Origin of the sequence: Polynucleobacter corsicus, from assembly GCF_018688255.1 — a bacterium.
Taxonomy (GTDB): Bacteria; Pseudomonadota; Gammaproteobacteria; order Burkholderiales; family Burkholderiaceae; genus Polynucleobacter; species Polynucleobacter corsicus.
The window spans coordinates 40,649-65,560 of the sequence record NZ_CP061314.1; the positions used below are offsets into that span (position 1 = coordinate 40,649).

29 protein-coding genes and 1 pseudogene are annotated in these 24,912 nt (G+C 46.4%); all 30 read left to right on the forward strand.

The annotated features are described in order from the left end of the window. Positions 1-2: 2 nt before the first annotated feature. Positions 3-704, forward strand: coding sequence for a 50S ribosomal protein L1 (gene rplA / locus C2747_RS00245; RefSeq protein WP_215305628.1), 702 nt, complete (start codon positions 3-5; stop codon positions 702-704). A 236-nt stretch (positions 705-940) separates the two neighbouring features. Continuing rightward, positions 941-1,459: pseudogene (gene rplJ / locus C2747_RS00250) on the forward strand (50S ribosomal protein L10); the annotation flags it as partial. A gap of 165 nt (positions 1,460-1,624) precedes the next feature. Next, the gene (gene rplL / locus C2747_RS00255; RefSeq protein ID WP_173941805.1) at positions 1,625-1,999 is read left to right on the forward strand and encodes a 50S ribosomal protein L7/L12; all 375 of its coding nucleotides are present in this window, start codon (positions 1,625-1,627) and stop codon (positions 1,997-1,999) included. A gap of 226 nt (positions 2,000-2,225) precedes the next feature. Continuing rightward, entirely contained in the window at positions 2,226-6,326 is a 4,101-nt protein-coding gene (rpoB, locus tag C2747_RS00260) for a DNA-directed RNA polymerase subunit beta (protein WP_215331770.1), read from the forward strand. A 1-nt stretch (position 6,327) separates the two neighbouring features. Beyond that, complete coding sequence (gene rpoC, locus C2747_RS00265) at positions 6,328-10,590, forward strand: DNA-directed RNA polymerase subunit beta' (RefSeq protein ID WP_215331771.1); 4,263 nt, start codon at positions 6,328-6,330, stop codon at positions 10,588-10,590. Between the two features lie 177 nt (positions 10,591-10,767). Further along, positions 10,768-11,148 carry a 30S ribosomal protein S12 gene (rpsL, locus tag C2747_RS00270; RefSeq protein ID WP_041484791.1) on the forward strand — a complete coding sequence of 127 codons (381 nt, stop codon included), beginning with the start codon at positions 10,768-10,770 and terminating at the stop codon, positions 11,146-11,148. A gap of 173 nt (positions 11,149-11,321) precedes the next feature. Next, complete coding sequence (gene rpsG, locus C2747_RS00275) at positions 11,322-11,792, forward strand: 30S ribosomal protein S7 (protein WP_011901897.1); 471 nt, start codon at positions 11,322-11,324, stop codon at positions 11,790-11,792. A 27-nt stretch (positions 11,793-11,819) separates the two neighbouring features. Continuing rightward, positions 11,820-13,922 carry an elongation factor G gene (gene fusA / locus C2747_RS00280; RefSeq protein WP_215331772.1) on the forward strand — a complete coding sequence of 701 codons (2,103 nt, stop codon included), beginning with the start codon at positions 11,820-11,822 and terminating at the stop codon, positions 13,920-13,922. Between the two features lie 50 nt (positions 13,923-13,972). Beyond that, a complete protein-coding gene (tuf, locus tag C2747_RS00285; protein ID WP_011901887.1) occupies positions 13,973-15,163 on the forward strand; it encodes an elongation factor Tu in 1,191 nt (396 codons plus the stop codon). Between the two features lie 126 nt (positions 15,164-15,289). Continuing rightward, complete coding sequence (gene rpsJ, locus C2747_RS00290; protein ID WP_011901899.1) at positions 15,290-15,601, forward strand: 30S ribosomal protein S10; 312 nt, start codon at positions 15,290-15,292, stop codon at positions 15,599-15,601. A 197-nt stretch (positions 15,602-15,798) separates the two neighbouring features. Further along, the gene (gene rplC, locus C2747_RS00295) at positions 15,799-16,455 is read left to right on the forward strand and encodes a 50S ribosomal protein L3 (protein WP_015420232.1); all 657 of its coding nucleotides are present in this window, start codon (positions 15,799-15,801) and stop codon (positions 16,453-16,455) included. 11 nt (positions 16,456-16,466) lie between these two features. After that, positions 16,467-17,087, forward strand: a complete 621-nt coding sequence (rplD, locus tag C2747_RS00300; protein ID WP_215328351.1) for a 50S ribosomal protein L4 — start codon at positions 16,467-16,469, stop codon at positions 17,085-17,087. Next, entirely contained in the window at positions 17,084-17,398 is a 315-nt protein-coding gene (gene rplW, locus C2747_RS00305; RefSeq protein WP_076024545.1) for a 50S ribosomal protein L23, read from the forward strand. The genes rplD and rplW overlap by 4 nt, the downstream gene beginning before the upstream one ends. Positions 17,399-17,400: 2 nt before the next feature. After that, positions 17,401-18,231, forward strand: coding sequence for a 50S ribosomal protein L2 (gene rplB / locus C2747_RS00310; RefSeq protein ID WP_215305633.1), 831 nt, complete (start codon positions 17,401-17,403; stop codon positions 18,229-18,231). A gap of 19 nt (positions 18,232-18,250) precedes the next feature. Beyond that, positions 18,251-18,529 carry a 30S ribosomal protein S19 gene (gene rpsS, locus C2747_RS00315; RefSeq protein WP_046329379.1) on the forward strand — a complete coding sequence of 93 codons (279 nt, stop codon included), beginning with the start codon at positions 18,251-18,253 and terminating at the stop codon, positions 18,527-18,529. Between the two features lie 7 nt (positions 18,530-18,536). After that, entirely contained in the window at positions 18,537-18,869 is a 333-nt protein-coding gene (rplV, locus tag C2747_RS00320) for a 50S ribosomal protein L22 (RefSeq protein ID WP_205621309.1), read from the forward strand. An 8-nt stretch (positions 18,870-18,877) separates the two neighbouring features. Further along, positions 18,878-19,699 carry a 30S ribosomal protein S3 gene (rpsC, locus tag C2747_RS00325; RefSeq protein ID WP_215331773.1) on the forward strand — a complete coding sequence of 274 codons (822 nt, stop codon included), beginning with the start codon at positions 18,878-18,880 and terminating at the stop codon, positions 19,697-19,699. A 2-nt stretch (positions 19,700-19,701) separates the two neighbouring features. After that, a complete protein-coding gene (rplP, locus tag C2747_RS00330) occupies positions 19,702-20,115 on the forward strand; it encodes a 50S ribosomal protein L16 (RefSeq protein WP_088526677.1) in 414 nt (137 codons plus the stop codon). Positions 20,116-20,129: 14 nt separating this feature from the next. After that, on the forward strand, positions 20,130-20,324 hold the full coding sequence (gene rpmC, locus C2747_RS00335) for a 50S ribosomal protein L29 (RefSeq protein ID WP_015420239.1): 195 nt from the start codon (positions 20,130-20,132) through the stop codon (positions 20,322-20,324). 12 nt (positions 20,325-20,336) lie between these two features. After that, entirely contained in the window at positions 20,337-20,606 is a 270-nt protein-coding gene (gene rpsQ, locus C2747_RS00340) for a 30S ribosomal protein S17 (RefSeq protein ID WP_046329381.1), read from the forward strand. A 186-nt stretch (positions 20,607-20,792) separates the two neighbouring features. Then, positions 20,793-21,161 carry a 50S ribosomal protein L14 gene (gene rplN, locus C2747_RS00345; protein ID WP_015420241.1) on the forward strand — a complete coding sequence of 123 codons (369 nt, stop codon included), beginning with the start codon at positions 20,793-20,795 and terminating at the stop codon, positions 21,159-21,161. 9 nt (positions 21,162-21,170) lie between these two features. Continuing rightward, positions 21,171-21,479, forward strand: coding sequence for a 50S ribosomal protein L24 (gene rplX / locus C2747_RS00350; RefSeq protein WP_011901911.1), 309 nt, complete (start codon positions 21,171-21,173; stop codon positions 21,477-21,479). A gap of 16 nt (positions 21,480-21,495) precedes the next feature. Continuing rightward, positions 21,496-22,038 (forward strand): 50S ribosomal protein L5, encoded by a 543-nt coding sequence (gene rplE / locus C2747_RS00355; RefSeq protein WP_215331774.1) that lies wholly within the window; start codon positions 21,496-21,498, stop codon positions 22,036-22,038. A gap of 9 nt (positions 22,039-22,047) precedes the next feature. Beyond that, positions 22,048-22,353, forward strand: a complete 306-nt coding sequence (gene rpsN / locus C2747_RS00360; RefSeq protein ID WP_015420244.1) for a 30S ribosomal protein S14 — start codon at positions 22,048-22,050, stop codon at positions 22,351-22,353. 24 nt (positions 22,354-22,377) lie between these two features. Beyond that, positions 22,378-22,773 (forward strand): 30S ribosomal protein S8, encoded by a 396-nt coding sequence (gene rpsH, locus C2747_RS00365; RefSeq protein WP_015420245.1) that lies wholly within the window; start codon positions 22,378-22,380, stop codon positions 22,771-22,773. A 10-nt stretch (positions 22,774-22,783) separates the two neighbouring features. Further along, a complete protein-coding gene (gene rplF / locus C2747_RS00370) occupies positions 22,784-23,317 on the forward strand; it encodes a 50S ribosomal protein L6 (RefSeq protein WP_215326128.1) in 534 nt (177 codons plus the stop codon). Between the two features lie 13 nt (positions 23,318-23,330). Then, positions 23,331-23,684: a 50S ribosomal protein L18 gene (gene rplR / locus C2747_RS00375; RefSeq protein ID WP_046329386.1), complete on the forward strand. Its 354-nt coding sequence runs from the start codon at positions 23,331-23,333 to the stop codon at positions 23,682-23,684. A gap of 18 nt (positions 23,685-23,702) precedes the next feature. Then, positions 23,703-24,221: a 30S ribosomal protein S5 gene (gene rpsE / locus C2747_RS00380; RefSeq protein ID WP_015420248.1), complete on the forward strand. Its 519-nt coding sequence runs from the start codon at positions 23,703-23,705 to the stop codon at positions 24,219-24,221. Between the two features lie 24 nt (positions 24,222-24,245). Further along, positions 24,246-24,434: a 50S ribosomal protein L30 gene (gene rpmD / locus C2747_RS00385; RefSeq protein ID WP_046329387.1), complete on the forward strand. Its 189-nt coding sequence runs from the start codon at positions 24,246-24,248 to the stop codon at positions 24,432-24,434. A 27-nt stretch (positions 24,435-24,461) separates the two neighbouring features. Next, positions 24,462-24,902 carry a 50S ribosomal protein L15 gene (gene rplO / locus C2747_RS00390; protein ID WP_215308693.1) on the forward strand — a complete coding sequence of 147 codons (441 nt, stop codon included), beginning with the start codon at positions 24,462-24,464 and terminating at the stop codon, positions 24,900-24,902. The last annotated feature ends 10 nt before the right edge of the window (positions 24,903-24,912 follow it).

Below are 24,912 nucleotides of genomic sequence, written 5' to 3' on the forward strand. Positions count from 1 at the left end.
TCATGACTAAATTATCTAAGCGCTTAAAGGCAATCGAATCTAAAGTAGATCGCAACAAGTTCTATGCATTAGAAGATGCATTGAATCTTGTTAAAGAATGTGCAACTGCGAAGTTCGATGAGTCTATCGATGTTGCAGTTCAGTTAGGCATTGATGCCAAGAAGTCTGACCAAGTTGTGCGTGGCGCAGTTGTGCTCCCAGCTGGTACAGGTAAGCATGTTCGTGTAGCAGTATTTGCACAGGGTGAAAAAGCTGAACAAGCTAAAGCTGCTGGTGCTGAGATTGTTGGCATGGAAGAGCTGGCTGAGCAGATTAAGGGCGGCAAAATTGATTTTGATATTTTGATCGCATCCCCAGACACAATGAAGATCGTTGGTACTTTAGGTCAGGTATTGGGCCCACGTGGTTTGATGCCAAATCCAAAAGTAGGAACTGTTACTCCTGACGTTGCTACTGCTGTTAAGAATGCAAAAGCAGGTCAAGTGCAATTCCGTGTGGACAAAGCCGGTATCGTGCACGCAAGCATTGGCCGTCGTTCATTCGAGCCAGCTGCATTGAAATCCAACTTACTCGCATTGCTTGAGGCTTTGAATAAAGCTAAGCCACCAGCATCTAAGGGTATTTATTTAAAGAAGGTTGCCGTAAGCAGCACGATGGGTGCAGGCGTACGTGTAGACCAGGCATCGATACAAGCTGCACAGTAATTAGAGGCAGCAAAAAGAACTTTGGGTCGACTCCTGCTCTTTGAGTGAGAGTCGAACATCAAAGACCGTTGGTGAGTTTATTTGCTTATTCAGAGATAAATTCTTAATCGTTACGAAAGTAATGGCCAGCGCAGATGGCGACCCTGAAAAGATTTCACAAGATTTTCTTGTGACAAATGATCAGACGCTGGTGTGTAACCCCAACTGGAAACAGTTGGTTTTTTAGGAGTTAAACCGTGCCTTTGAATGTACAAGACAAAAAAGCGATTGTTGCTGATGTCGGCGCTCAATTGGCTGGAGCTCAAACAGTCGTGCTCGCTGAATACCGTGGTATTCCAGTAGAGCAGTTGACAAAGCTACGTGCTAGCGCACGTGACCAAGGTGTATATCTTCGCGTTTTGAAGAACACATTGGCACGCCGTGCTGCACAAGGTACACAGTTTGAACCTCTTGCTGATTCGATGATTGGCCCCTTGATCTACGGCATCTCTGCTGATCCAATTGCTTCGGCAAAAGTATTGCAGAACTTTGCTAAGACTCAAGACAAGTTAGTCATTACTGCTGGCTCATATAACGGCAAGTTGTTGGACGTAGCGGGCGTTAAATCCCTCGCGTCTATTCCAAGCCGCGACGAGTTGTTATCTCAGTTGTTAGGTGTGATGTTGGCACCAGTATCTGCGATGGCTCGCGTATTGGGGGCAGTAGCAGCGCAAAAATCAGCCGGAGCACCCGCTCCAGTTGCAGCACCTGCAGCGGAAGTTGTTGAAGCGGCAGCAGCACCAGCAGTAGTTGCTGAAGCCGCCGCTCCAGAAGCAGCCGCTGAGCCTGCAGCCGCAGCTCCAGAAGCTGGAACAGAAGCAAACGAAACCCCTGCCGCTGAATAAGCGACAGATTAACTATTTAAGTATTAGGAGCTAAAAATGGCGATTACTAAAGAAGAAATCATTGATGCAGTAGGTAGCATGTCCGTTATGGATTTGAACGACTTGGTTAAGGCGTTCGAAGAGAAGTTTGGCGTTTCAGCTGCAGCGATGGCTGTTGCTGGACCTGCTGGTGCTGCTGGCGGCGCAGCTGCTGAAGAGCAAACAGAATTTACTGTGAACTTGCTCGAAGCTGGCGCAAATAAAGTTTCAGTAATTAAGGCTGTTCGTGAAATCACTGGCCTTGGCTTGAAAGAAGCTAAAGACTTAGTTGATGGCGCACCAAAGCCAATCAAAGAAGCTGTTGATAAGAAGACAGCTGAAGAAGCTAAGAAGAAGCTTGACGAAGCAGGCGCTAAGTCAGAAATCAAGTAATACAAACTTTTCTAACGTCTCCCAAAAGGAGTCGTTAGTTACGTTGGGTTTGATCTTTAGAGGTCAAACCCGATTTCATTTTTGATTGAAATCGGGTTTGCCTTCTGATACGACTGCAGAATGCAAGTTTGGTCGGACACTATATCTTTCGATTTAGTGTTGTCCGCCAGTGATTGGTAGTGGCCAATCGCCAAATCTTTGTACAGTCGCTGAATTCGGAGATGAAATGAACTATAGCTTCACCGAACGCAAGCGAGTCCGTAAAAGCTTTGCTAAGCGAGTAAATAATCATCAGGTTCCATTCCTGATCGCAACGCAGCTGGAATCCTACGCTAAATTTTTACAGGCTGAAAAGCCAGCTATGTCTCGTCTTACAGAGGGACTTCAAGCTGCCTTTACATCAGCATTCCCAATTGTGTCCAACAATGGTTATGCACGTATGGAATACGTGTCATATCAATTGGCACAGCCACCATTTGACGTTAAAGAATGTCAACAGCGTGGTTACACATACCATTCAGCCTTACGTGCAAAAGTTCGCTTGATTATTTATGATCGCGAAGCACCCACAAAGGTTAAAGAGGTAAAAGAGAGTGAAGTCTACATGGGTGAAATTCCACTCATGACCGACAACGGCTCTTTTGTTATTAACGGTACTGAGCGCGTCATCGTTTCTCAGCTGCACCGTTCCCCAGGCGTGTTCTTCGAACACGATAAGGGTAAAACACATAGCTCAGGTAAGTTGCTGTTCTCAGCACGCATCATTCCTTACCGTGGTTCATGGCTCGATTTTGAGTTTGATCCAAAAGACATTCTGTATTTCCGCGTTGACCGCCGTCGCAAGATGCCTGTCACCATTTTGCTCAAAGCAATTGGTTTAAACAACGAACAGATCCTTGCAAACTTCTTTAACTTTGATCATTTTGCATTGAGCGCAAACGGCGCATCAATGGAATTTGTGCCAGAGCGTTTGCGTGGCCAAATGGCTAACTTTGATGTGCTCGACAAGAATGGCGTAGTAGTCATTCAAAAAGACAAGCGTATCAATGCAAAGCATATTCGTGAACTAGAAGCAGCTAAGACCAAGAACATCGTGGTACCAGATGACTATTTAGTTGGCCGCGTAGTTGCACGCAACATCATTGACCCAGACTCCGGTGAAATCTTGGCCTATGCTAATGATGAAATCACTGAAGAGTTGTTGGCTACATTGCGCGATGCAGGCATCAAGCAATTGGAAACCATCTACACCAATGATTTGGATTCTGGTGCGTACATTTCACAGACATTGCGTACTGATGAAACTGCGGATCAAATGGCTGCTCGTATTGCCATCTATCGCATGATGCGTCCTGGTGAGCCTCCAACAGAAGATGCTGTTGAAGCTTTGTTCCAGCGCTTGTTCTACAACGAAGATAGCTACGATTTATCACGCGTTGGTCGTATGAAAGTTAACAGCCGTCTCGGTCGTTCAGAGATGGAAGGCAAGATGGTTTTGTCGGATGAAGATATCCTCGACACCATTAAGTCTTTGGTGGACTTGCGTAACGGCAAAGGCGAAGTCGATGACATCGATCACTTAGGCAATCGTCGTGTACGTTGCGTAGGTGAGTTGGCAGAGAATCAATTCCGTGCAGGTTTGTCACGTGTTGAGCGTGCGGTTAAAGAACGTCTCGGCCAAGCCGAAACAGAAAACCTCATGCCACATGATTTGATTAACAGTAAGCCAATCTCTTCAGCGATTCGTGAGTTCTTCGGATCTTCACAGTTGTCCCAGTTTATGGACCAAACAAACCCATTGTCAGAGATCACGCACAAGCGTCGTATTTCTGCATTGGGACCTGGTGGTTTGACACGCGAGCGCGCAGGCTTCGAAGTGCGCGACGTGCATCCAACTCACTATGGACGTGTTTGCCCAATTGAAACTCCAGAAGGACCAAACATTGGTCTGATCAACTCACTCGCCTTATTTGCGCGTTTGAATGAGCATGGATTCTTGGAAACGCCATATCGTAAAGTTGCTAATAGCAAGGTAAGCGATGAAGTCATGTATCTCTCCGCTATTGAAGAGGCGAAATACGTTATTGCCCAGGCAAATGCAACGATCGACAAAAACGGTAAGTTAGCTGACGAATTGGTTTCAGCGCGTCAAGCTGGCGAGACCATGATGGTTAGCCCAGAGCGCATCGATTTCATCGACGTTGCTCCGAGTCAGATCGTTTCTGCCGCCGCTTCACTGGTTCCATTCTTGGAGCATGATGATGCGAACCGTGCGTTGATGGGTGCGAATATGCAACGTCAAGCGGTTCCTTGCTTGCGTCCAGATAAGCCATTGGTCGGTACAGGTTTAGAGCGCATTGTTGCGGTTGACTCCGGTACAGTTATTTTGGCTTCCCGCGGCGGTATCGTTGACTATGTTGACGCAAACCGTGTAGTTATTCGTGTAAACGATGACGAGACAGCTGCTGGTGAAGTTGGTGTGGATATTTATAACCTTATTAAGTACACCCGTTCAAACCAAAACACAAACATCAACCAACGTCCTATCGTTCAGGCTGGTGATCGTGTTGTCCGCGGTGACGTAGTTGCTGACGGCGCATCTACCGATTTGGGTGAATTGGCTTTGGGTCAAAACATGACTGTGGCATTTATGCCATGGAACGGTTACAACTTCGAAGATTCAATCTTGATCTCTGAGAAAGTGGTTGCTGACGACCGTTACACCTCGATTCATATTGAAGAGTTGTCGGTTGTAGCTCGTGATACCAAACTGGGTTCAGAAGAAATTACTCGCGATATTTCCAATTTGGCAGAGTCACAACTCTCCCGCTTGGATGAGAGCGGCATTGTTTACATCGGTGCTGAAGTTGAAGCTGGCGACGTATTGGTTGGTAAAGTTACTCCGAAGGGCGAGACTACTCTCACTCCAGAAGAGAAGTTACTGCGTGCGATCTTCGGTGAAAAAGCATCGGACGTTAAAGATACTTCTTTGCGCGTTCCATCCGGAATGATTGGTACTGTTATTGATGTTCAAGTCTTCACTCGTGAAGGTATTGAGCGCGATGCCCGTGCACAAGCCATTATTCAAGAAGAATTACAGCGCTATCGTTTGGACTTAAACGACCAGTTGCGTATTGTTGAGGGCGATGCCTTCATGCGTTTAGAAAAGCTGTTGGTTGGCAAAGTTGCTAACGGCGGCCCTAAGAAATTAGCTAAAGGCACCAAGATCGACAAGGAATACCTTGCTGACTTAGATAAATACCATTGGTTTGATGTTCGTCCAGCGGATGATGAAGTTGCCTCACAAGTTGAAGCAATCAAATCTTCTATCGAAGCGAAGCGTAAGCAGTTTGATGAGGCCTTCGAAGAGAAGCGCACCAAGCTTACCCAAGGCGATGATTTGCAGCCTGGCGTAACAAAGATGGTTAAGGTGTACTTGGCCGTTAAGCGTCGCTTACAGCCTGGTGACAAGATGGCCGGTCGTCACGGTAACAAGGGTGTGGTTTCTAAAATCGCTCCAGCGGAAGATATGCCATTTATGGCTGACGGACGCCCTGTTGACATCGTCTTGAATCCATTAGGCGTGCCTTCCCGTATGAACGTAGGTCAGATCTTAGAAACCCACTTAGGTTGGGCAGCTCAAGGTATTGGTAAGCGTATTGATGAGATGGTTCGTCAACAGGCTAAACAAGCTGAACTCCGTAAGTTCATGAAGCAGCTTTACAACGAAACCGGTCGTATCGAAGATATCGATAACTTCACTGATGAGCAAATCAATGTTTTGGCTGAGAATTTGCGCCAAGGATTACCATTCGCTACTCCAGTGTTTGACGGTGCTACTGAAGCAGAAATCGGACGCATGCTCGAGTTGGCTTATCCAGAAGAAGTAGCTACTTCTTTGAAGATGACGCCTTCACGTCAGCAAATGATTTTGTGCGACGGCCGTACTGGCGATCAGTTTGAGCGTCCTGTCACTGTTGGCGTAATGCACGTCTTGAAACTCCACCATTTGGTCGATGACAAGATGCATGCACGTTCAACCGGACCTTACTCGTTAGTAACGCAACAGCCGCTGGGCGGTAAAGCTCAGTTTGGTGGTCAGCGCTTTGGTGAGATGGAAGTTTGGGCCCTCGAAGCATACGGTGCTTCATATGTCTTGCAGGAAATGCTGACAGTGAAGTCCGATGACGTCGCAGGCCGTACCAAGGTTTACGAAAACATCGTCAAGGGCGAGCACACGATTGATGCTGGCATGCCCGAATCCTTCAACGTGCTGGTAAAAGAAATCCGTTCGTTGGGTATTGACATTGACATGGAGCGCAACTGATATGAAAGCATTGCTCGATTTATTTAAGCAAACGCAGGGTGATGAGCAGTTTGATGTCATCAAGATTGGTCTTGCATCCCCTGAGAAAATTCGCTCATGGTCTTTTGGCGAAGTACGCAAACCAGAAACCATCAACTACCGGACTTTTAAGCCCGAGCGTGATGGTTTGTTCTGCGCCAAGATTTTTGGACCAACTAAAGACTACGAGTGCTTATGCGGCAAGTACAAGCGCTTAAAGTTCCGTGGCGTTATCTGTGAGAAGTGCGGCGTTGAAGTTACTCTCGCTAAGGTACGTCGTGAGCGCATGGGCCACATTGAGTTGGCAGCCCCTGTAGCGCACATCTGGTTCTTGAAGTCCTTGCCATCCCGTTTGGGCATGGTTCTCGATATGACATTGCGTGATATCGAGCGCGTTCTTTACTTCGAAGCATATGTAGTTGTTGATCCTGGTATGACTCCTGAAGGCGCGATGAAGCGTGGTCAGATCATGTCTGAAGACGAATACATTGCCAAGACTGAAGAGTATGGTGACGGTGCATTTACTGCCATCATGGGCGCGGAAGGTATTCGCGATCTCTTGCGTTCGATTGATATCGACCGTGAAGTAGAGACCATTCGTGCCGACTTAAAAGCAACTGGTAGCGATGCCAAGATCAAGAAATACGCTAAGCGCTTAAAAGTGCTCGAGGCGTTCCAGACTTCAGGCATTAAGCCTGACTGGATGATCATGGAAGTATTGCCAGTATTGCCGCCTGAATTGCGCCCATTGGTACCATTGGATGGCGGTCGCTTTGCTACTTCCGATTTGAACGACCTATATCGTCGAGTAATCAACCGTAATAATCGTTTAAAGCGTTTGTTAGAGTTGCGTGCACCAGAGATCATCGTTCGTAACGAAAAACGTATGTTGCAAGAAGCGGTTGACTCATTACTCGATAACGGTCGTCGCGGTAAGGCTATGACTGGCGCTAACAAGCGTCCGTTGAAGTCCTTGGCTGAGATGATTAAAGGTAAGAGCGGTCGTTTCCGTCAAAACTTGTTGGGTAAACGTGTTGACTACTCAGGTCGTTCAGTCATCGTGGTTGGCCCTACATTGAAATTGCATCAGTGCGGCTTGCCAAAATTAATGGCCTTGGAATTGTTCAAGCCATTTATTTTCAACAAGCTTGAGACTTTGGGAATCGCAACTACTATTAAAGCTGCGAAGAAAGAAGTTGAAAGTCAGACTCCAATCGTTTGGGACATTCTCGAAGAAGTGATTCGTGAACATCCAATCATGTTGAACCGTGCGCCTACATTGCACCGTCTCGGTATCCAGGCTTTCGAGCCAATGCTGATTGAAGGCAAGGCGATCCAATTGCACCCATTAGTCTGCGCGGCATTTAACGCCGACTTTGACGGTGACCAAATGGCGGTTCACGTTCCTTTGTCGCTCGAAGCGCAAATGGAAGCGCGTACATTGATGTTGGCATCGAACAACGTATTGTTCCCTGCTAACGGCGAACCATCGATCGTTCCTTCGCAGGACGTGGTGTTGGGTCTGTATTACGCTACTCGTGACAAGATCAACGGAAAAGGCGAAGGTATGGTTTTCGCCAACATTACTGAAGTAATGCGTGCCTATGATGCTGGCCAGGTTGAATTAGCCTCCCGCGTTGCTGTGCGTATTACCGAGTTTGAGATCGTGGACAAAAAGGCAGAGGGCGATGCCCGTTTTGCTGAGAAGACTTCGATTTATCAAACTTCAGTTGGCCGTGCAATCTTGTCAGAAATCTTACCTAAGGGTATGACTTTTGAGGAAATCAATAAGCCTCTGAAGAAAAAAGAAATCTCACGCTTGATCAACACTTCATTCCGTAAGTGCGGTCTTCGTGAAACAGTGATTTTTGCTGACCGCCTCTTGCAGTCTGGTTTCCGCTTAGCGACTAACGCCGGTATCTCGGTTGCGATCGACGATATGCTGATTCCTAGCTCTAAAGAGCGCATCATCACCGAAGCTTCTACTAAGGTTAAGGAATATGACAAGCAGTTCATGTCGGGTCTCGTAACCAATCAAGAGCGTTATAACAACGTGGTTGATATTTGGGGTGCTGCTGGTGACCAAGTTGGTAAAGCGATGATGGATGAGTTGTCACACGTTGACGTACTCGACCGTAACGGTAAAACTGTGCGTCAAGAATCTTTCAACTCTATCTACATGATGGCGGATTCTGGTGCGCGTGGATCTGCAGCGCAGATTCGTCAGTTGGCTGGTATGCGTGGTTTGATGGCGAAGCCTGATGGCTCCATTATTGAAACCCCAATTACTGCGAACTTCCGTGAAGGTTTGAACGTGTTGCAGTACTTCATCTCAACCCACGGCGCTCGTAAAGGTTTGGCTGATACCGCGTTGAAGACGGCAAACTCAGGTTATTTGACACGTCGTTTATGCGACGTAACTCAAGACCTCGTTGTCATTGAAGATGATTGTGGTGCAACTACCGGCGTCACAATGAAGGCTCTGGTTGAAGGCGGCGAAATTATTGAAGCATTGCGTGACCGCATTTTGGGTCGTGTATGTATCGATGACGTCGTTCATCCTGATACACAAGAAGTTATTGTTCCGCATGACACCTTGCTCGATGAAGATCACGTTGATCAAATCGTTTCCTTAGGTATCGATGAAGTTAAAGTTCGCACAGTATTGTCATGCTTAACTCGCTTTGGCTTGTGCGCTAAGTGCTACGGACGTGATTTAGGTCGCGGCGGTTTGGTGAACGTTGGTGAGGCGGTTGGTGTTATCGCTGCTCAGTCCATCGGTGAGCCAGGTACACAGTTGACTATGCGTACCTTCCACATTGGTGGAGCAGCGTCACGTGCATTGGTTGCAAGCAATATTGAAGCGAAGTCCAATGGTGCTTTGAAGTTCTCCGGCACGATGCGTGTTGTGAAGAATGCCAAGGGTGAGCAGATCGTGATTTCACGTTCTGGCGAAGCGGTGATCATTGACGATAACGGTCGTGAGCGTGAGCGTCATAAAGTGCCTTACGGCGCAACACTCTTGTTTAAAGAAGATGCTGCAGTCAAGGCCGGCGCAAGTTTGGCAACATGGGATCCGTTAACACGTCCGATCATTTCTGAGTACGCTGGTATTGCTCGCTTTGACAACGTTGAAGAAGGCGTTACTGTAGCTAAGCAGGTTGACGAAGTAACCGGACTCTCCACTTTGGTGGTGATTGACGGTAAGCGTCGTAGTGCTGCTAGCAAAGGCGTTCGCCCAATGATCAACTTAGTTGATGCCAAGGGCGGCGAAGTGATGATTGCGGGTACAGATCACCCAGTAAACATCGGTTTGCAAGTTGGCGCTTTGATTACTGTTAAAGATGGTCAAAAAGTTGAAGTTGGTGAAGTGTTGGCGCGTATTCCAATCGAATCACAGAAGACTCGCGACATTACCGGTGGTTTGCCACGCGTTGCTGAATTGTTCGAAGCGCGTTCACCAAAAGATGCTGCTGTATTGGCTAAAGTCACTGGAACTGTTTCCTTCGGTAAAGAAACCAAAGGTAAGCAACGTTTAGTGATTACTGATATGGATGGCGAAGCTAATGAATTCTTGATTCCTAAAGAGAAACAAGTTCTCGTTCATGACGGCCAAGTTGTGAACAAGGGCGAGATGATTGTGGAAGGCCCTGCCGATCCACACGATATCTTGACACTCAGAGGTATTGAAGAGTTGGCGATTTACATCGTGGACGAAGTTCAAGACGTTTACCGTTTGCAGGGCGTGAAGATTAATGACAAGCACATTGAAGTGATCGTGCGTCAAATGTTGCGTCGCGTGCAAATTACTGATGGTGGGGATACTGCCTACATCACTGGTGAGCAAGTTGAGCGGTCTAAGTTGTATGACGCAAACGATGCTGTGATTGCCCAAGGTAAGCGCCCAGCTCAGTTCGAGAATGTGTTGCTCGGTATTACTAAGGCATCCTTGTCGACAGACAGCTTTATTTCAGCGGCTTCTTTCCAAGAAACCACCCGTGTATTGACCGAAGCCGCGATTATGGGCAAGACCGATACACTCCGTGGCCTCAAGGAAAACGTCATTATTGGTCGCCTGATTCCTGCTGGTACCGGCTTGTCATATCGCCGTGCACGCAAGGTCAGAGAGCAATTCGAGCGTGATCGCGCTCAAATGATTGCCGCCGAAGAGGAAGCAATGGCTGATATGCCTGTAGAAATAGAGGCTGAAGTGATTGCTCCTGCTGGGGAGGCTGATCCAAGCTAATTTGGTAATTCTGGCCATAAATGGCCAGTTTTTTCCCCATTTGGTTGACGGAAAAGGCTGGCCAAGCTAGAATGCTGAGTTCTACTGATTCAGAAGAGGGTCTTTTTGACCTAGAATTTATCTAAGTCATTGATTTTCTTGAAGAAAGCAACAAAGAAGTACTAACCGAGCTATTTTATGCCAACAATTAATCAATTATTACGTAAGCCAAGAACACGGCTGACCGTTAAAAGTAAGAGCCCTGCGCTGCAAAACAGCCCGCAGCGCCGTGGTGTATGTACACGTGTGTACACAACCACTCCTAAGAAGCCTAACTCTGCTCTACGTAAAGTAGCTAAAGTTCGCTTAACCAATGGTTTTGAAGTCATTTCATACATTGGTGGTGAAGGCCATAACCTCCAGGAACACTCAGTCGTGTTGATCCGCGGTGGTCGTGTAAAGGATTTGCCTGGTGTTCGTTACCACATCGTTCGTGGCTCACTTGACTTGCAAGGTGTTAAAGACCGTAAGCAGTCACGTTCCAAGTACGGTGCTAAGCGCGCTAAGAAAGCTGCTTAATTTTTAAGAATTAAGTAGTAGTTGTTTTTGTATTAAGTCATTGTTTGTCAGACTCAAAAGACAAGTAAGTGGTTGTTCCGTTTAGAAGTTGATGTATTTCAATAGCTAAATAGTAGAACAACCGGAGCGGGTGTTCCATGTAGACCACCCCTAACTGAACTGAAGGAGTTGTTATGCCACGTCGTCGTGAAGTTCCCAAACGGGAAATCCTGCCTGATCCAAAATTTGGCAATGTAGAAGTAGCAAAATTCATGAACGTCCTCATGTTGGACGGCAAGAAATCGGTTGCAGAGCGTATCGTTTACGGTGCCTTTGATCATATCGAGAAAAAAGCAAACAAAGAACCACTCGAAATTTTCTCAACAGCTATGGGCAACGTTAAGCCAATGGTTGAGGTGAAGAGCCGTCGTGTTGGTGGTGCTAACTACCAGGTTCCTGTTGAAGTTCGCCCATCACGCCGTTCTGCTTTGGCAATGCGCTGGGTGCGCGAAGCCGCTAAAAAGCGCGGTGAAAAATCTATGGCTCAACGTTTGGCCAACGAACTATTAGAAGCTGCAGAAGGTCGCGGCGGAGCAATGAAGAAGCGTGAAGAAGTTCACCGTATGGCAGAAGCTAATAAAGCTTTCTCACATTTCCGCTTCTAATCGCACAGCAAAGAAAAGGTACCAACAGTGGCACGTAAAACCCCTATCGAAAGATACCGCAACATCGGTATTTCTGCGCATATTGACGCAGGCAAAACAACAACAACAGAACGTGTTTTGTTCTACACCGGTGTTAATCACAAAATTGGTGAAGTACATGATGGCGCTGCAACCATGGACTGGATGGAGCAAGAGCAAGAGCGTGGTATCACGATTACTTCTGCTGCTACTACAACATTCTGGAAGGGCATGGCCGGCAATTTTCCAGAGCACCGCATCAATATTATTGATACTCCAGGACACGTAGACTTCACGATTGAAGTTGAGCGTTCAATGCGCGTTTTGGATGGCGCTTGCATGGTTTACTGTGCGGTAGGTGGTGTACAGCCACAATCTGAAACTGTTTGGCGTCAAGCTAATAAGTATCAAGTCCCACGTTTAGCATTCGTTAACAAGATGGATCGTACTGGCGCGAATTTCTTCAAGGTCTATGACCAGATGAAATTGCGCTTGAAGGCTAACCCTATCTTGATCCAGATTCCTATCGGCGCTGAAGAAAACTTCAAAGGCGTTGTGGACTTGGTCAAAATGAAGGCCATCTATTGGGATGAGGAATCACAAGGTACTAAATTTACCTACGAAGAAATTCCTGCTGAGTTGCAAGCATCCGCTGAAGAGTGGCGTGAGAAGTTGCTTGAAGCCGCCGCTGAAAGCTCAGAAGAGTTGATGGAAAAATACCTTGGTGGTGACGCATTGACCGAGGAAGAAATTAAAACAGCATTGCGTCAACGCACAATTGCCAATGAAATCATTCCAATGATGTGTGGAACTGCTTTCAAAAATAAAGGTGTTCAGGCGATGTTGGACGCAGTAGTTGAATTGTTGCCATCACCATTAGATGTTCCGCCAGTTCCTTGTGAATTGGAAGACGGCACACCTACAACACGTAGAGCGGCTGATGATGAGAAATTCTCAGCATTGGCATTTAAGATCATGACTGACCCATTTGTTGGCCAGCTCATCTTCTTCCGTGTTTACTCGGGCGTAATGAAATCTGGCGACACGATCTACAACCCAATCAAGGGCAAGAAAGAGCGTGTTGGCCGCTTGTTGCAGATGCATGCAAACGAACGTGAAGAAATTAAAGAAGTATTTGCAGGTGATATCGCAGCTGCAGTTGGCCTAAAAGACGCAACTACTGGCGAAACATTGTGTGATCCAGATGGCATCGTGATTTTAGAGCGCATGGTGTTCCCAGAGCCAGTGATCTCACAAGCAGTTGAGCCAAAGACAAAACCAGACCAAGAAAAAATGGGTCTAGCTTTGAATCGTTTGGCGCAAGAAGATCCATCATTCCGCGTGAAGACAGACGAAGAGTCTGGCCAAACTATTATTTCTGGAATGGGCGAGCTCCATTTGGAAATTCTGGTTGACCGTATGCGTCGTGAGTTTGGTGTTGAGGCAACTGTTGGTAAGCCACAAGTTGCTTATCGCGAAACTATTCGTAAGGTTTGCGAAGAAGTTGAAGGTAAATTTGTTAAGCAGTCTGGTGGTCGTGGTCAGTATGGTCACGTTGTGCTCAAACTTGAGCCACAAGAGCCAGGCAAAGGTTTCCAATTCGTTGACGCTATTAAGGGCGGTGTAGTTCCACGTGAATACATCCCTGCAGTAGAAAAAGGAATTATCGAAACTTTGAACTCCGGTATTTTGGCTGGCTATCCAGTCGTCGATATCAAAGCGACATTGTTCTTCGGTTCATACCATGACGTTGACTCCAACGAAAACGCATTTAAGATGGCGGGCTCGATGGCATTCAAAGACGGTATGCGCAAAGCATCACCTGTGTTGCTTGAACCAATGATGGCTGTTGAAGTTGAAACACCAGAAGATTTCATGGGTAACGTAATGGGCGACCTCTCATCACGTCGCGGTATTTTGCAAGGTATGGATGACATTCCAGGGGGCGGTAAGATCGTTCGCGCTGAAGTGCCATTGGCAGAGATGTTTGGTTATTCAACTGGCTTGCGCTCGTTGACCCAAGGTCGCGCTACCTACACCATGGAATTTAAGCATTATTCCGAAGCACCTAAGAACGTTGCTGAAGCAGTTATGGCTGCTAAAGCGAAGTAATTTATCCACATTATTTTGAATATTGACTAGCTAAGAAGGCAGACAAAAAAATGGCAAAAGAAAAGTTTGAGCGGACAAAACCGCACGTAAACGTTGGCACAATCGGTCACGTTGACCACGGTAAAACTACCTTGACAGCAGCAATTGCAACCGTGCTTTCTAAAGCATTCGGTGGCGAAGCAAAAGCATACGATCAGATCGATGCTGCTCCAGAAGAAAAAGCACGCGGTATTACGATTAATACAGCGCACGTTGAGTATGAGACTGCAAATCGCCACTACGCTCACGTCGATTGCCCAGGACATGCTGACTACGTTAAGAACATGATTACTGGCGCAGCTCAGATGGACGGCGCTATTTTGGTTTGCTCTGCAGCTGACGGCCCAATGCCACAAACGCGTGAGCACATCCTCTTGGCACGCCAAGTAGGTGTTCCTTACATCGTGGTGTTTTTGAACAAATGCGATATGGTTGACGATGCTGAATTGTTAGAGCTAGTTGAAATGGAAGTGCGTGAGCTTTTATCTAAGTACGACTTCCCAGGCGATGACACTCCAATCATTCAAGGTTCTGCTAAGTTAGCGCTTGAAGGTGACGAAGGCCCAATGGGCAAAGAAGCTATCATGAAATTAGCTGAAGCATTAGATACTTACATCCCAACTCCAGAGCGTGCTATTGACGGTGCGTTCTTGATGCCAGTAGAGGACGTGTTCTCTATCTCCGGTCGCGGTACTGTTGTTACAGGCCGTATCGAGCGCGGTATCGTTAAGGTTGGTGAAGAGATTGAAATCATTGGTATCAAGCCAACCCTCAAGACCACTTGTACTGGTGTTGAAATGTTCCGCAAATTGCTCGACCAAGGTCAAGCAGGCGATAACGTCGGTATCTTGTTACGCGGTACAAAACGTGAAGAAGTTGAGCGCGGCCAAGTATTGGCTAAGCCAGGTTCAATCACCCCACATACTCACTTTACAGCCGAGGTTTATATCTTGGGTAAAGATGAAGGTGGTCGTCATACACCATTCTTTAACAACTATCGTCCCCAGTTTTACTTCCGTACTACGGACGTAACAGGTTCAATCGAGTTGCCAAAAGACAAAGAAATGGTCATGCCTGGTGATAACGTAACCATCACAGTAAAACTCATCGCCCCAATCGCGATGGAAGAAGGTTTGCGTTTTGCGATCCGTGAAGGTGGCCGTACTGTTGGCGCCGGTGTGGTTGCAAAGATTTTGGCTTAATAGATTTAAAGCGGTAGAAGTAAATATTATTTAGCGGTTTGCTAACCGGTGACATCAGTGCTGCTGATGTCACCGAGCTCTTTAGAAATATAACGTGGCAGCACCACAACGCTCTTTGGAATTAATATGCAAAACCAAAAAATTCGTATTCGTCTTAAAGCATTTGATTACCGTTTGATCGACCAGTCTGCAGCTGAAATCGTTGATACAGCTAAGCGTACTGGTGCAGTTGTTAAGGGTCCAGTACCTTTGCCAACACGTATCGAGCGCTTTGACATTCTGCGTTCACCACACGTTAACAAGACATCACGTGACCAGTTAGAGATTCGTACCCATCTGCGTTTGATGGATATCGTTGATCCTACAGAGAAAACTGTTGATGCCTTGATGAAATTAGACTTGCCAGCAGGTGTGGACGTCGAAATTAAGTTGCAGTAAGTTAGTATTTCCGGTCTTGGCGCTTGCCAAGACTGGACTTTCGGGATAGAATCTAAGGCTTCGCTCAATTATTTGGGCGGATATTCAGGTTTAATCAGCATTAAAAACGTTGTAACTTATTGATTTAGAAGTACTTTTACTTGTAAATCACTTAAATTAATTTTGCCGACCAATCGAAGTCGGCGTGGAGCATGAATATGAGCTTAGGCTTAATCGGTCGCAAGATCGGCATGACCCGTCTATTTACGGACGAAGGGGAAGCAATTCCTGTCACCGTAATTGACGTGAGCGACAACAGAATCGCTCAAATCAAGACCCAGGCAACTGATGGCTATGATGCTATCCAGTTGGCACATGGCACACGTAGAGCTACTCGCGTTACCAAAGCAATGGCTGGTCACTTCGCCAAAGCAGGAGTGATGGCTGGTAATGGTCTCAACGAATTCCAATTAGATGCTGCAAAAATCGCAGAAATGACACCAGGACAAGTAATTCCTGCTGACACTGCATTTGCTGCTGGCCAAAAAGTGGATGTACAAGGTGTAACGATTGGTAAAGGCTACGCCGGTACCATCAAGCGTCACCACTTCGCTTCAGGTCGCGCGTCACACGGTAATTCACGCTCACACAACGTGCCGGGTTCTATCGGTATGGCGCAGGATCCAGGCCGTGTTTTCCCAGGTAAGCGCATGACTGGCCACCTTGGTGATGAGACACGTACTGTACAAAATTTAGTCATCGCACGCATTGATGCAGAACGCAATCTCATCATGGTTAAAGGCGCTATTCCAGGTGCCCCAGGCGGTAAAGTGATTGTTACTCCAGCGGTGAAGACACCGTTGAAGAAGAAATAAGGAGAGCGAATATGGAACTTAAGCTTCTCCAAGATAACGGAACTTTAGGCGCAGGCGTTCAAGCCTCACCAGAAGTATTCGAGCGCGAATATAACGAAGCATTGGTACACCAAGTTGTTGTGGCTTACCAAGCAAATGCACGTAGCGGTAACCGTGCACAAAAAGACCGTGAGCAAGTTAAGCACACCACCAAAAAACCTTGGCGTCAAAAAGGTACTGGTCGTGCACGTGCTGGTATGAGCTCTTCCCCGCTGTGGCGTGGAGGTGGTCGTATATTCCCGAATTCACCTGAAGAAAATTTCAGCCAAAAAGTAAACAAGAAAATGTACCGCGCTGGTATGAGATCTATTTTGTCTCAGTTAGCTCGCGAAGGTCGTTTGAATGTTGTTGACCAATTTACTCTTGATGCTCCAAAGACTAAAGTTTTAGCTGACAAAGTTAAAGCAATGGGATTGGATTCAGTCTTGATCATTGTTGATCAGGTTAGCGAGAATTTGTACTTGGCATCACGCAATCTGCATAAGGTTGCTGTATGTGAGCCACAGCACGCTGATCCATTAGCTTTAGTTCAATACAAAAAAGTATTGGTAAGCAAAGCAGCGATCGCAAAAATTGAGGAGTTGCTGAAATGAGCCAAGTCCGTAAAAACGATCACAGCTTGATGAAGGTTCTGCTTGGACCGGTTATCTCTGAAAAAGCAACTATGGTTGCAGAGAAAAACGAACAAGTGGTATTTCAAGTTACACGCGACGCCAATAAGAGCGATGTGAAACAAGCAGTTGAGTTGCTCTTTAAAGTGCAAGTTGACTCTGTTCAAATCGTAAATCAAAAAGGTAAGCCAAAGCGCTATGGCCGTTTTGAGGGTCGTCGTGACCACACTAAGAAGGCCTACGTTAGCTTGAAGCCAGGTCAAGAAATTAACTTTGAAGCGGAGGCGAATTAATCATGCCTTTGATGAAGACAAAACCGACCTCACCAGGTCGTCGCTCAATGGTCAAGGTGGTCAATCCTGACCTGCATAAAGGTAAACCTTTTGCAGCGTTGGTAGAGCCACAGTTCCAAAAAGCAGGTCGTAACAATAATGGTCACATCACTACCCGTCATAAAGGTGGTGGTCATAAGCATCACTATCGTGTTGTTGATTTCAAACGCAACGACAAAGATGGTATTCCGGCAAAAGTAGAGCGCTTGGAATACGATCCAAACCGCAGTGCGAATATCGCATTGATCGTGTTTGCAGATGGTGAGCGTCGTTACATTCTTGCTGCAAAAGGCATGACTGTTGGTCAGCCATTGATGAGCGGCTCTGAAGCCCCAATCAAGTCTGGTAACAACTTGCCAATTCGCAACATTCCAGTTGGTAGCACCATTCATTGCGTAGAAATGTTGCCGGGTAAAGGTGCTCAAATTGCACGTTCAGCCGGTGGTTCTGCAGTGTTATTGGCTCGTGAAGGCGTATACGCTCAGGTGCGCTTGCGCTCTGGTGAAGTACGTCGTATTTTGATCGAGTGTCGTGCCACTATTGGTGAAGTTGGTAATGAAGAGCACAGCTTGCGCGTTATTGGTAAAGCTGGTGCAAATCGCTGGCGCGGTATTCGCCCAACCGTTCGCGGTGTGGCAATGAACCCAGTAGATCACCCACACGGTGGTGGTGAAGGTAGAACTGGCGAAGGCCGTGTACCTGTCTCCCCATGGGGCACACCAACCAAAGGTTATCGTACACGTCGCAATAAGCGTACAACTTCGATGATCGTTCAACGTCGTCAAAAACGTTAAGCGATAAGGATAAATAGATATGACACGTTCAGCTAAAAAAGGCCCATTTTGCGAAGCCAGCTTAGTAAATAAAGTTGAAGTCGCACAAGCCAACAAAGACAAAAAGCCGATCAAAACTTGGTCACGCCGTTCAACAATCCTCCCAGACTTTATTGGTCTGACGATTGCTGTACATAACGGTCGTCAACACGTTCCGGTATATGTATCAGAAAACATGGTGGGTCATAAGTTAGGCGAATTTGCCTTGACCCGTACTTTCAAAGGTCACGCTGCTGACAAGAAAGTAACGAAGAAGTAAGGGGATGATGATGGAAGTTAAAGCTATTCACAAAGGCGCCCGCATTTCTGCGCAAAAAACACGTTTGGTCGCTGATCAGATTCGTGGTTTGCCAATTGCACGCGCATTGAACATTTTGAATTTCAGCCCCAAGAAAGCTGCCTTCATTGTGAAGAAAGTTGTTGAGTCCGCAATGGCCAACGCTGAACACAATAAGGGTGCTGATATTGATGAGCTCAAGGTTTCAACAATTATTGTTGATAAGGGTACTTCCTTGAAGCGCTTCACAGCACGTGCTAAGGGTCGTGGTAATCAAATCGAAAAACAAACATGTCACATCACCGTGACCTTGAGTAACTAAGGGAAGATATGGGACAAAAGATAAACCCAACCGGATTCCGACTCTCGGTAACGAAGAACTGGACATCGAAGTGGTATGCAAACAATACTGATTTTGCAAAGATGCTCAAAGAGGATGTAGATGTCCGCATCTACTTGAAAAAGAAGTTGAAGAATGCATCTGTTAGCAAGGTAATCATCGAGCGTCCTGCAAAGAATGCACGTATCACTATCTATAGCTCACGTCCAGGTGTTGTGATCGGCAAAAAAGGCGAAGATATTGAAGTGCTCCGCCGTGAACTTCAAAAGCGTATGGGCGTTCCAGTCCATGTGAATATCGAAGAAATTCGTAAGCCTGAAGTGGATGCTCAATTAATTGCTGATTCTATTACTCAGCAATTAGAGAAGCGCATCATGTTCCGTCGTGCAATGAAGCGTGCAATGCAAAATGCAATGCGCCTTGGTGCACAAGGAATCAAGATCATGTCTTCTGGTCGTTTGAACGGTGCTGAAATCGCACGTCGCGAATGGTACCGTGAAGGCCGTGTTCCACTCCATACATTGAAGGCTGATATTGATTACGCTACATCAGAAGCGGAAACAACTTACGGCATCATCGGTGTAAAAGTTTGGGTATACAAAGGCGATACATTGGGTCGCGGTGCTGACGCTCCAGCTGTAACAGCAGAGCCAGCGGCTGATGAAAAGAAGCCACGTCGCGCACCAGCTAAAACAACCGCACGCAAACCAGCAGCTGACAGCAAGCCATTGGTTGCTGCTAAGCCAACAGTGAAGCGTGTACCGAAAGCCGTTGAAGCCGCAAGTGCTGAAGCGCAGAAGTCAGGAGAGTAAGCATGCTACAACCAAAGCGTCGTAAGTATCGCAAGGAACAAAAGGGACGTAACACTGGTGTGGCAACACGCGGTAGTTCAGTAGCCTTTGGTGACTTTGGATTGAAAGCTATTGGCCGTGGTCGTTTGACTGCACGTCAGATTGAATCTGCACGTCGCGCAATGACCCGTCACATTAAGCGTGGTGGTCGTATCTGGATTCGTATTTTCCCAGATAAGCCAATTTCACAGAAGCCAGCTGAAGTACGTATGGGTAACGGTAAAGGTAACCCAGAGTACTACGTAGCAGAAATTCAACCAGGCAAGATTTTGTACGAGATGGATGGAGTGGATGAAACATTGGCGCGTGAAGCTTTCAAGCTTGCCGCAGCTAAGTTGCCATTGCAAACCACTTTCGTGATTCGCCACTTAGGTTGATCGGGATAGAGATTATGAAAAAGACAGAATTAGCATCCAAAGACCTGGTTGCCTTGAACGCAGAATTGACAGAGCTCTTGAAGACAAGCTTCAAACTCCGTATGCAAAAAGGTACTCAGCAACTTACAAACACCAGCCAATTGGGTAAGACTAAGCGTGAAATTGCTCGCGTAAAGACTTTTATTACCCAAAAAACTGCACAGAAATAAGGAAAAAGGGATATGACAGAATTATCTAAACCCTTGCGCCGCACCCTAGTGGGTCGCGTCGTTAGCGATAAAATGCAAAAAACTGTGACTGTGCTAGTTGAGCGCCAAGTAAAACATGCGCTTTATGGCAAATATGTTGGACAGTCCAAAAAATACCACGCTCATGATGAAGCTGGTCAATACAAGATGGGTGATACCGTTGAAATTGCTGAATCTAGACCAATTTCACGTACTAAATCTTGGGTGGTAACCCGTTTAGTTCAAGAATCAAAGGGTATTTAAAGAAATATTAGGGATTTTGGCAAAATCTATTGCCAAATCCCTGTTTTACGTAGTATGATAGTTGGCTTCTCTGGTTTTATTAGGAGAAGCAGTGTTTTTTCATTAATTCCGGGTTTTAGCTTTCGTTAAAGCCCATAGACGGAACCAAGACTGTTTGCCTTTGGCTAACAAGTTGGGGATTAAAAAATGATTCAGACCGAAAGTAGATTACAGGTCGCCGACAACACAGGCGCCAGTGAAGTTTTGTGCATCAAGGTATTGGGCGGCTCTAAGCGTCGTTACGCCAGTATCGGTGATGTCATTAAGGTGACTGTAAAGTCTGCCGCTCCACGTGGCCGTGTAAAAAAAGGTGACATTTATAACGCCGTAGTGGTGAGAACCGCTAAAGGTGTACGCCGTCCAGATGGCTCATTGATTAAGTTCGATGGCAACGCTGCGGTATTGCTCAACGCTAAGTTAGAGCCAATTGGCACACGTATCTTTGGACCAGTCACACGCGAATTGCGTACTGAAAAGTTCATGAAGATCGTTTCTCTCGCCCCCGAAGTTATTTAAGAGGCTGATATGAAAAAGATTCGTAAAGGTGATTCAGTGGTTCTGTTGACTGGCCGCGATAAGGGCAAGCAAGGAACTGTTACAGCCGTTCTCGAGAACAAATTAGTGATCGAAGGCGTAAATATTTACAAAAAGAGCGTTAAGCCAAATCCAGCAGCCGGTGTTACTGGCGGCATGATTGACAAGACGATGCCTGTTCACATTTCTAATGTGGCTGTGGTTGACGGTAACGGCAAACCATCACGTGTTGGTATCAAACTCGTGGACGGTAAAAAGCAACGTTTCCTCAAAACCACTGGCGCAACTTTAAGCGCATAAGGGGCACGGAGAAATTATGAGCACACGTTTTCAAGAACACTATCGAGCAAAAGTTGTTGCTGATTTAATGACCAAGTTTGGCTACAAGTCGATCATGGAAGTTCCACGTATCACTAAGGTAACCCTAAATATGGGCTTGGGCGATGCAGTGAACGACAAGAAAATTATCGAAAATGCAGTTGGTGATTTGACTAAAGTAGCAGGTCAAAAGCCAGTTGTAACAAAAGCCAAAAAAGCGATTGCTGGTTTTAAAATTCGTCAAGGCTACCCAATTGGTGCCATGGTGACATTGCGCGGTCAGCGCATGTATGAATTTTTAGATCGTTTCGTTACTGTTGCTTTGCCACGCGTACGTGACTTCCGCGGAATTTCCGGTAAGGCATTTGACGGTCGTGGTAACTACAACATTGGCGTTAAAGAGCAAATCATTTTCCCTGAGATCGAATACGACAAAATTGATGCCCTCCGTGGTCTCAACATTAGTATTACGACGACCGCTAAGACTGACGAAGAAGCAAAAGCTTTGTTAGCAGCGTTCAAATTCCCTTTCCGCAATTAAGAGGCTAACGTGGCAAAACTATCCCTAATTGAGCGCGAGAATAAGCGCGCAAAAACTGTAGAGAAGTACGCTGTAAAGCGTGCAGAACTCAAAGCAATCATTGCTGATCAATCACGCAGCGATGAAGAGCGCTATGAGGCTCGCTTGAAGCTACAGGCACTTCCACGTAACGCAAGCCCGATTCGTCAAAGAAATCGTTGTTCATTAACCGGTCGTCCGCGCGGTGTATTCAGTAAGTTTGGTTTAGCGCGTAGCAAAATTCGTGAAATCGCTTTCCGTGGCGAAATCCCCGGTTTAACCAAGGCCAGCTGGTAAGCGGCGAAAGAATTAGGAGAACTCATGAGTATCAGCGATCCAATCGCCGACATGTTGACAAGGATCCGCAATGCGCAAGCAGTGCAGAAACCCGTAGTCTTGATGCCGTCGTCAAAAGTTAAAGTAGCTATTGCAAAAGTCCTGCAGGATGAAGGTTATATCGATAGTTTTGAAATCAAAGGTGAAGCAGCTAAGCCAGTGCTACATATTGAACTCAAATACTACGCGGGCCGTCCTGTTATTGAGCGTATTGACCGTGTTTCTACACCAAGTCTACGTATCTACAAAGGCCGTCATGACATTCCTGAAGTAATGAATGGCTTGGGCATTGCAATTATTTCAACCCCACAAGGCGTAATGACAGACCGCAAAGCACGTGCAAACGGCGTTGGTGGCGAAGTTATTTGCTACGTCGCGTAAGGAGAGAAATATGTCCCGCGTTGGTAAATCACCTATTCCAGTCCCTAAGGGCGCTGAAATCAGCATCAACGGTGCAAACATTACTGTTAAGGGTCCATTGGGCACTTTGACACATAACTTGCATCCTTCTGTTGGTTTGAAACAAGAAGACGGCGTATTGACAGTTGTTTTAAATAACAACACACCAGAAGCTGGTGCACAGTCAGGTACAGCCCGCGCTTTGGTAAACAACATGGTTGTTGGCGTAACTGCTGGCTTTGAGCGCAAGCTCAGCTTGGTAGGCGTTGGTTACCGTGCTGCTGCCCAGGGCGATTCACTGAAATTGCAGTTAGGTTTCTCACACGACATTATTTACAACCTGCCAAAGGGTGTAAAAGCTGAGACCCCAACTCAAACTGAAATCATTATCAAAGGTTCCAACAAGCAGCAAGTTGGCCAGGTTGCTGCTGAAGTTCGCGCATACCGTTCACCAGAGCCATACAAAGGCAAAGGCGTTCGCTACGTGGATGAGGTTGTACACCTGAAAGAAACTAAGAAGAAGTAAGCGAGATTAGAAAATGAATAAAGACGAATCCAGACAAAGACGTGCTAGGCAGACTCGTATTCGCATTGCCGAAGCATTGGCAAATCGCTTAACAGTTATCCGTAGCAACACACATATTTCTGCACAGGTCTATAGCCCATGTGGAACCAAAGTTGTAGCAGCTGCTTCAACAATGGAAAAAGATTTGCGCCAAGCGATCAAAAACGGCGGCAACGCTGAAGCTGCAAAACAAATCGGCAAGTTAGTTGCTGAGCGTGCTGTTAAAGCAGGCATTGTTGATGTTGCTTTTGATCGTTCCGGTCATCGTTACCACGGCCGTATTAAGGCCTTAGCTGAAGCTGCGCGTGAAGCCGGCCTGAAGTTCTAATAGGGTTTAGGAAAAAACATGGCAAAAATGCAAACCAAGATGCAAAACGAAGAGCGTGATGATGGTCTTCGCGAGAAGATGATTGCTGTTAATCGTGTAACTAAAGTGGTTAAGGGTGGTCGTATTCTCGGCTTCGCTGCACTCACTGTAGTTGGCGATGGCGATGGTCGTATCGGCATGGGCAAAGGCAAATCAAAAGAAGTTCCAGTTGCTGTTCAAAAGGCAATGGACGAAGCGCGTCGCAAGATGATCAAAGTTTCCTTACGTAAAGGTACTTTGCAACATACTGTGATCGGTAAGCATGGCGCGTCACGCGTGATGATTTCTCCAGCTAAAGATGGTACTGGCGTTATCGCTGGTGGCCCAATGCGTGCAATTTTCGATGTAATGGGCGTAACTAACGTTGTTGCTAAGTCACTTGGCTCAACCAACCCTTACAACATGGTTCGTGCAACGATTGATGGCTTGAGCAAGATGAGCACTCCTTCTGAAATTGCTGCTAAGCGCGGCAAATCAGTTGAAGAGATTCTCGGCTAAGACCAAAAGATTAGGAATCTATAAATGACAACAACTAACTCTAAAGTCAAACTGCAATTAGTACGCAGTTTGATCGGCACACGCGAAAGCCACCGTGCAACTGTTCGCGGCTTAGGCCTGCGTCGCATCAATTCTGTTTCAGAATTGGAAGACACGCCAGCTGTTCGCGGAATGATTAATAAAGTTTCTTATCTAGTTAAAGTCGTTGGCTAATAACTAGCAAGTAAATAGGCGAAGAATATGCAACTCAATACACTCAAACCCGCACCGGGCTCCAATAAAAATCGTCGTCGCGTAGGTCGCGGTATCGGTTCTGGTCTTGGAAAAACAGCTGGTCGTGGTCACAAAGGACAGAAGTCACGTTCAGGCGGATTCCATAAAGTGGGATTCGAAGGCGGACAGATGCCGATGTATCGTCGTTTGCCAAAACGTGGTTTCGTGTCCTTGACACGTCGTCATGTTGGCCAAATTACTTTGAACGACTTAGCAAAAATCAATCTACCAGAAGTGGATTTGTTGGTTTTGAGAGCTCACGGTTTTGCTGGTGAGCAGATTAATTCAGTAAAAGTGATTAAGACTGGTGAACTGTCTATTGCAGTAACCCTCAAGGGTATTACAGCTACTGCAGGCGCAAAAGCAGCTATTGAAGCGGCTGGCGGCAAATTGGTTGACTTGGTTTAATTCCTTTTTA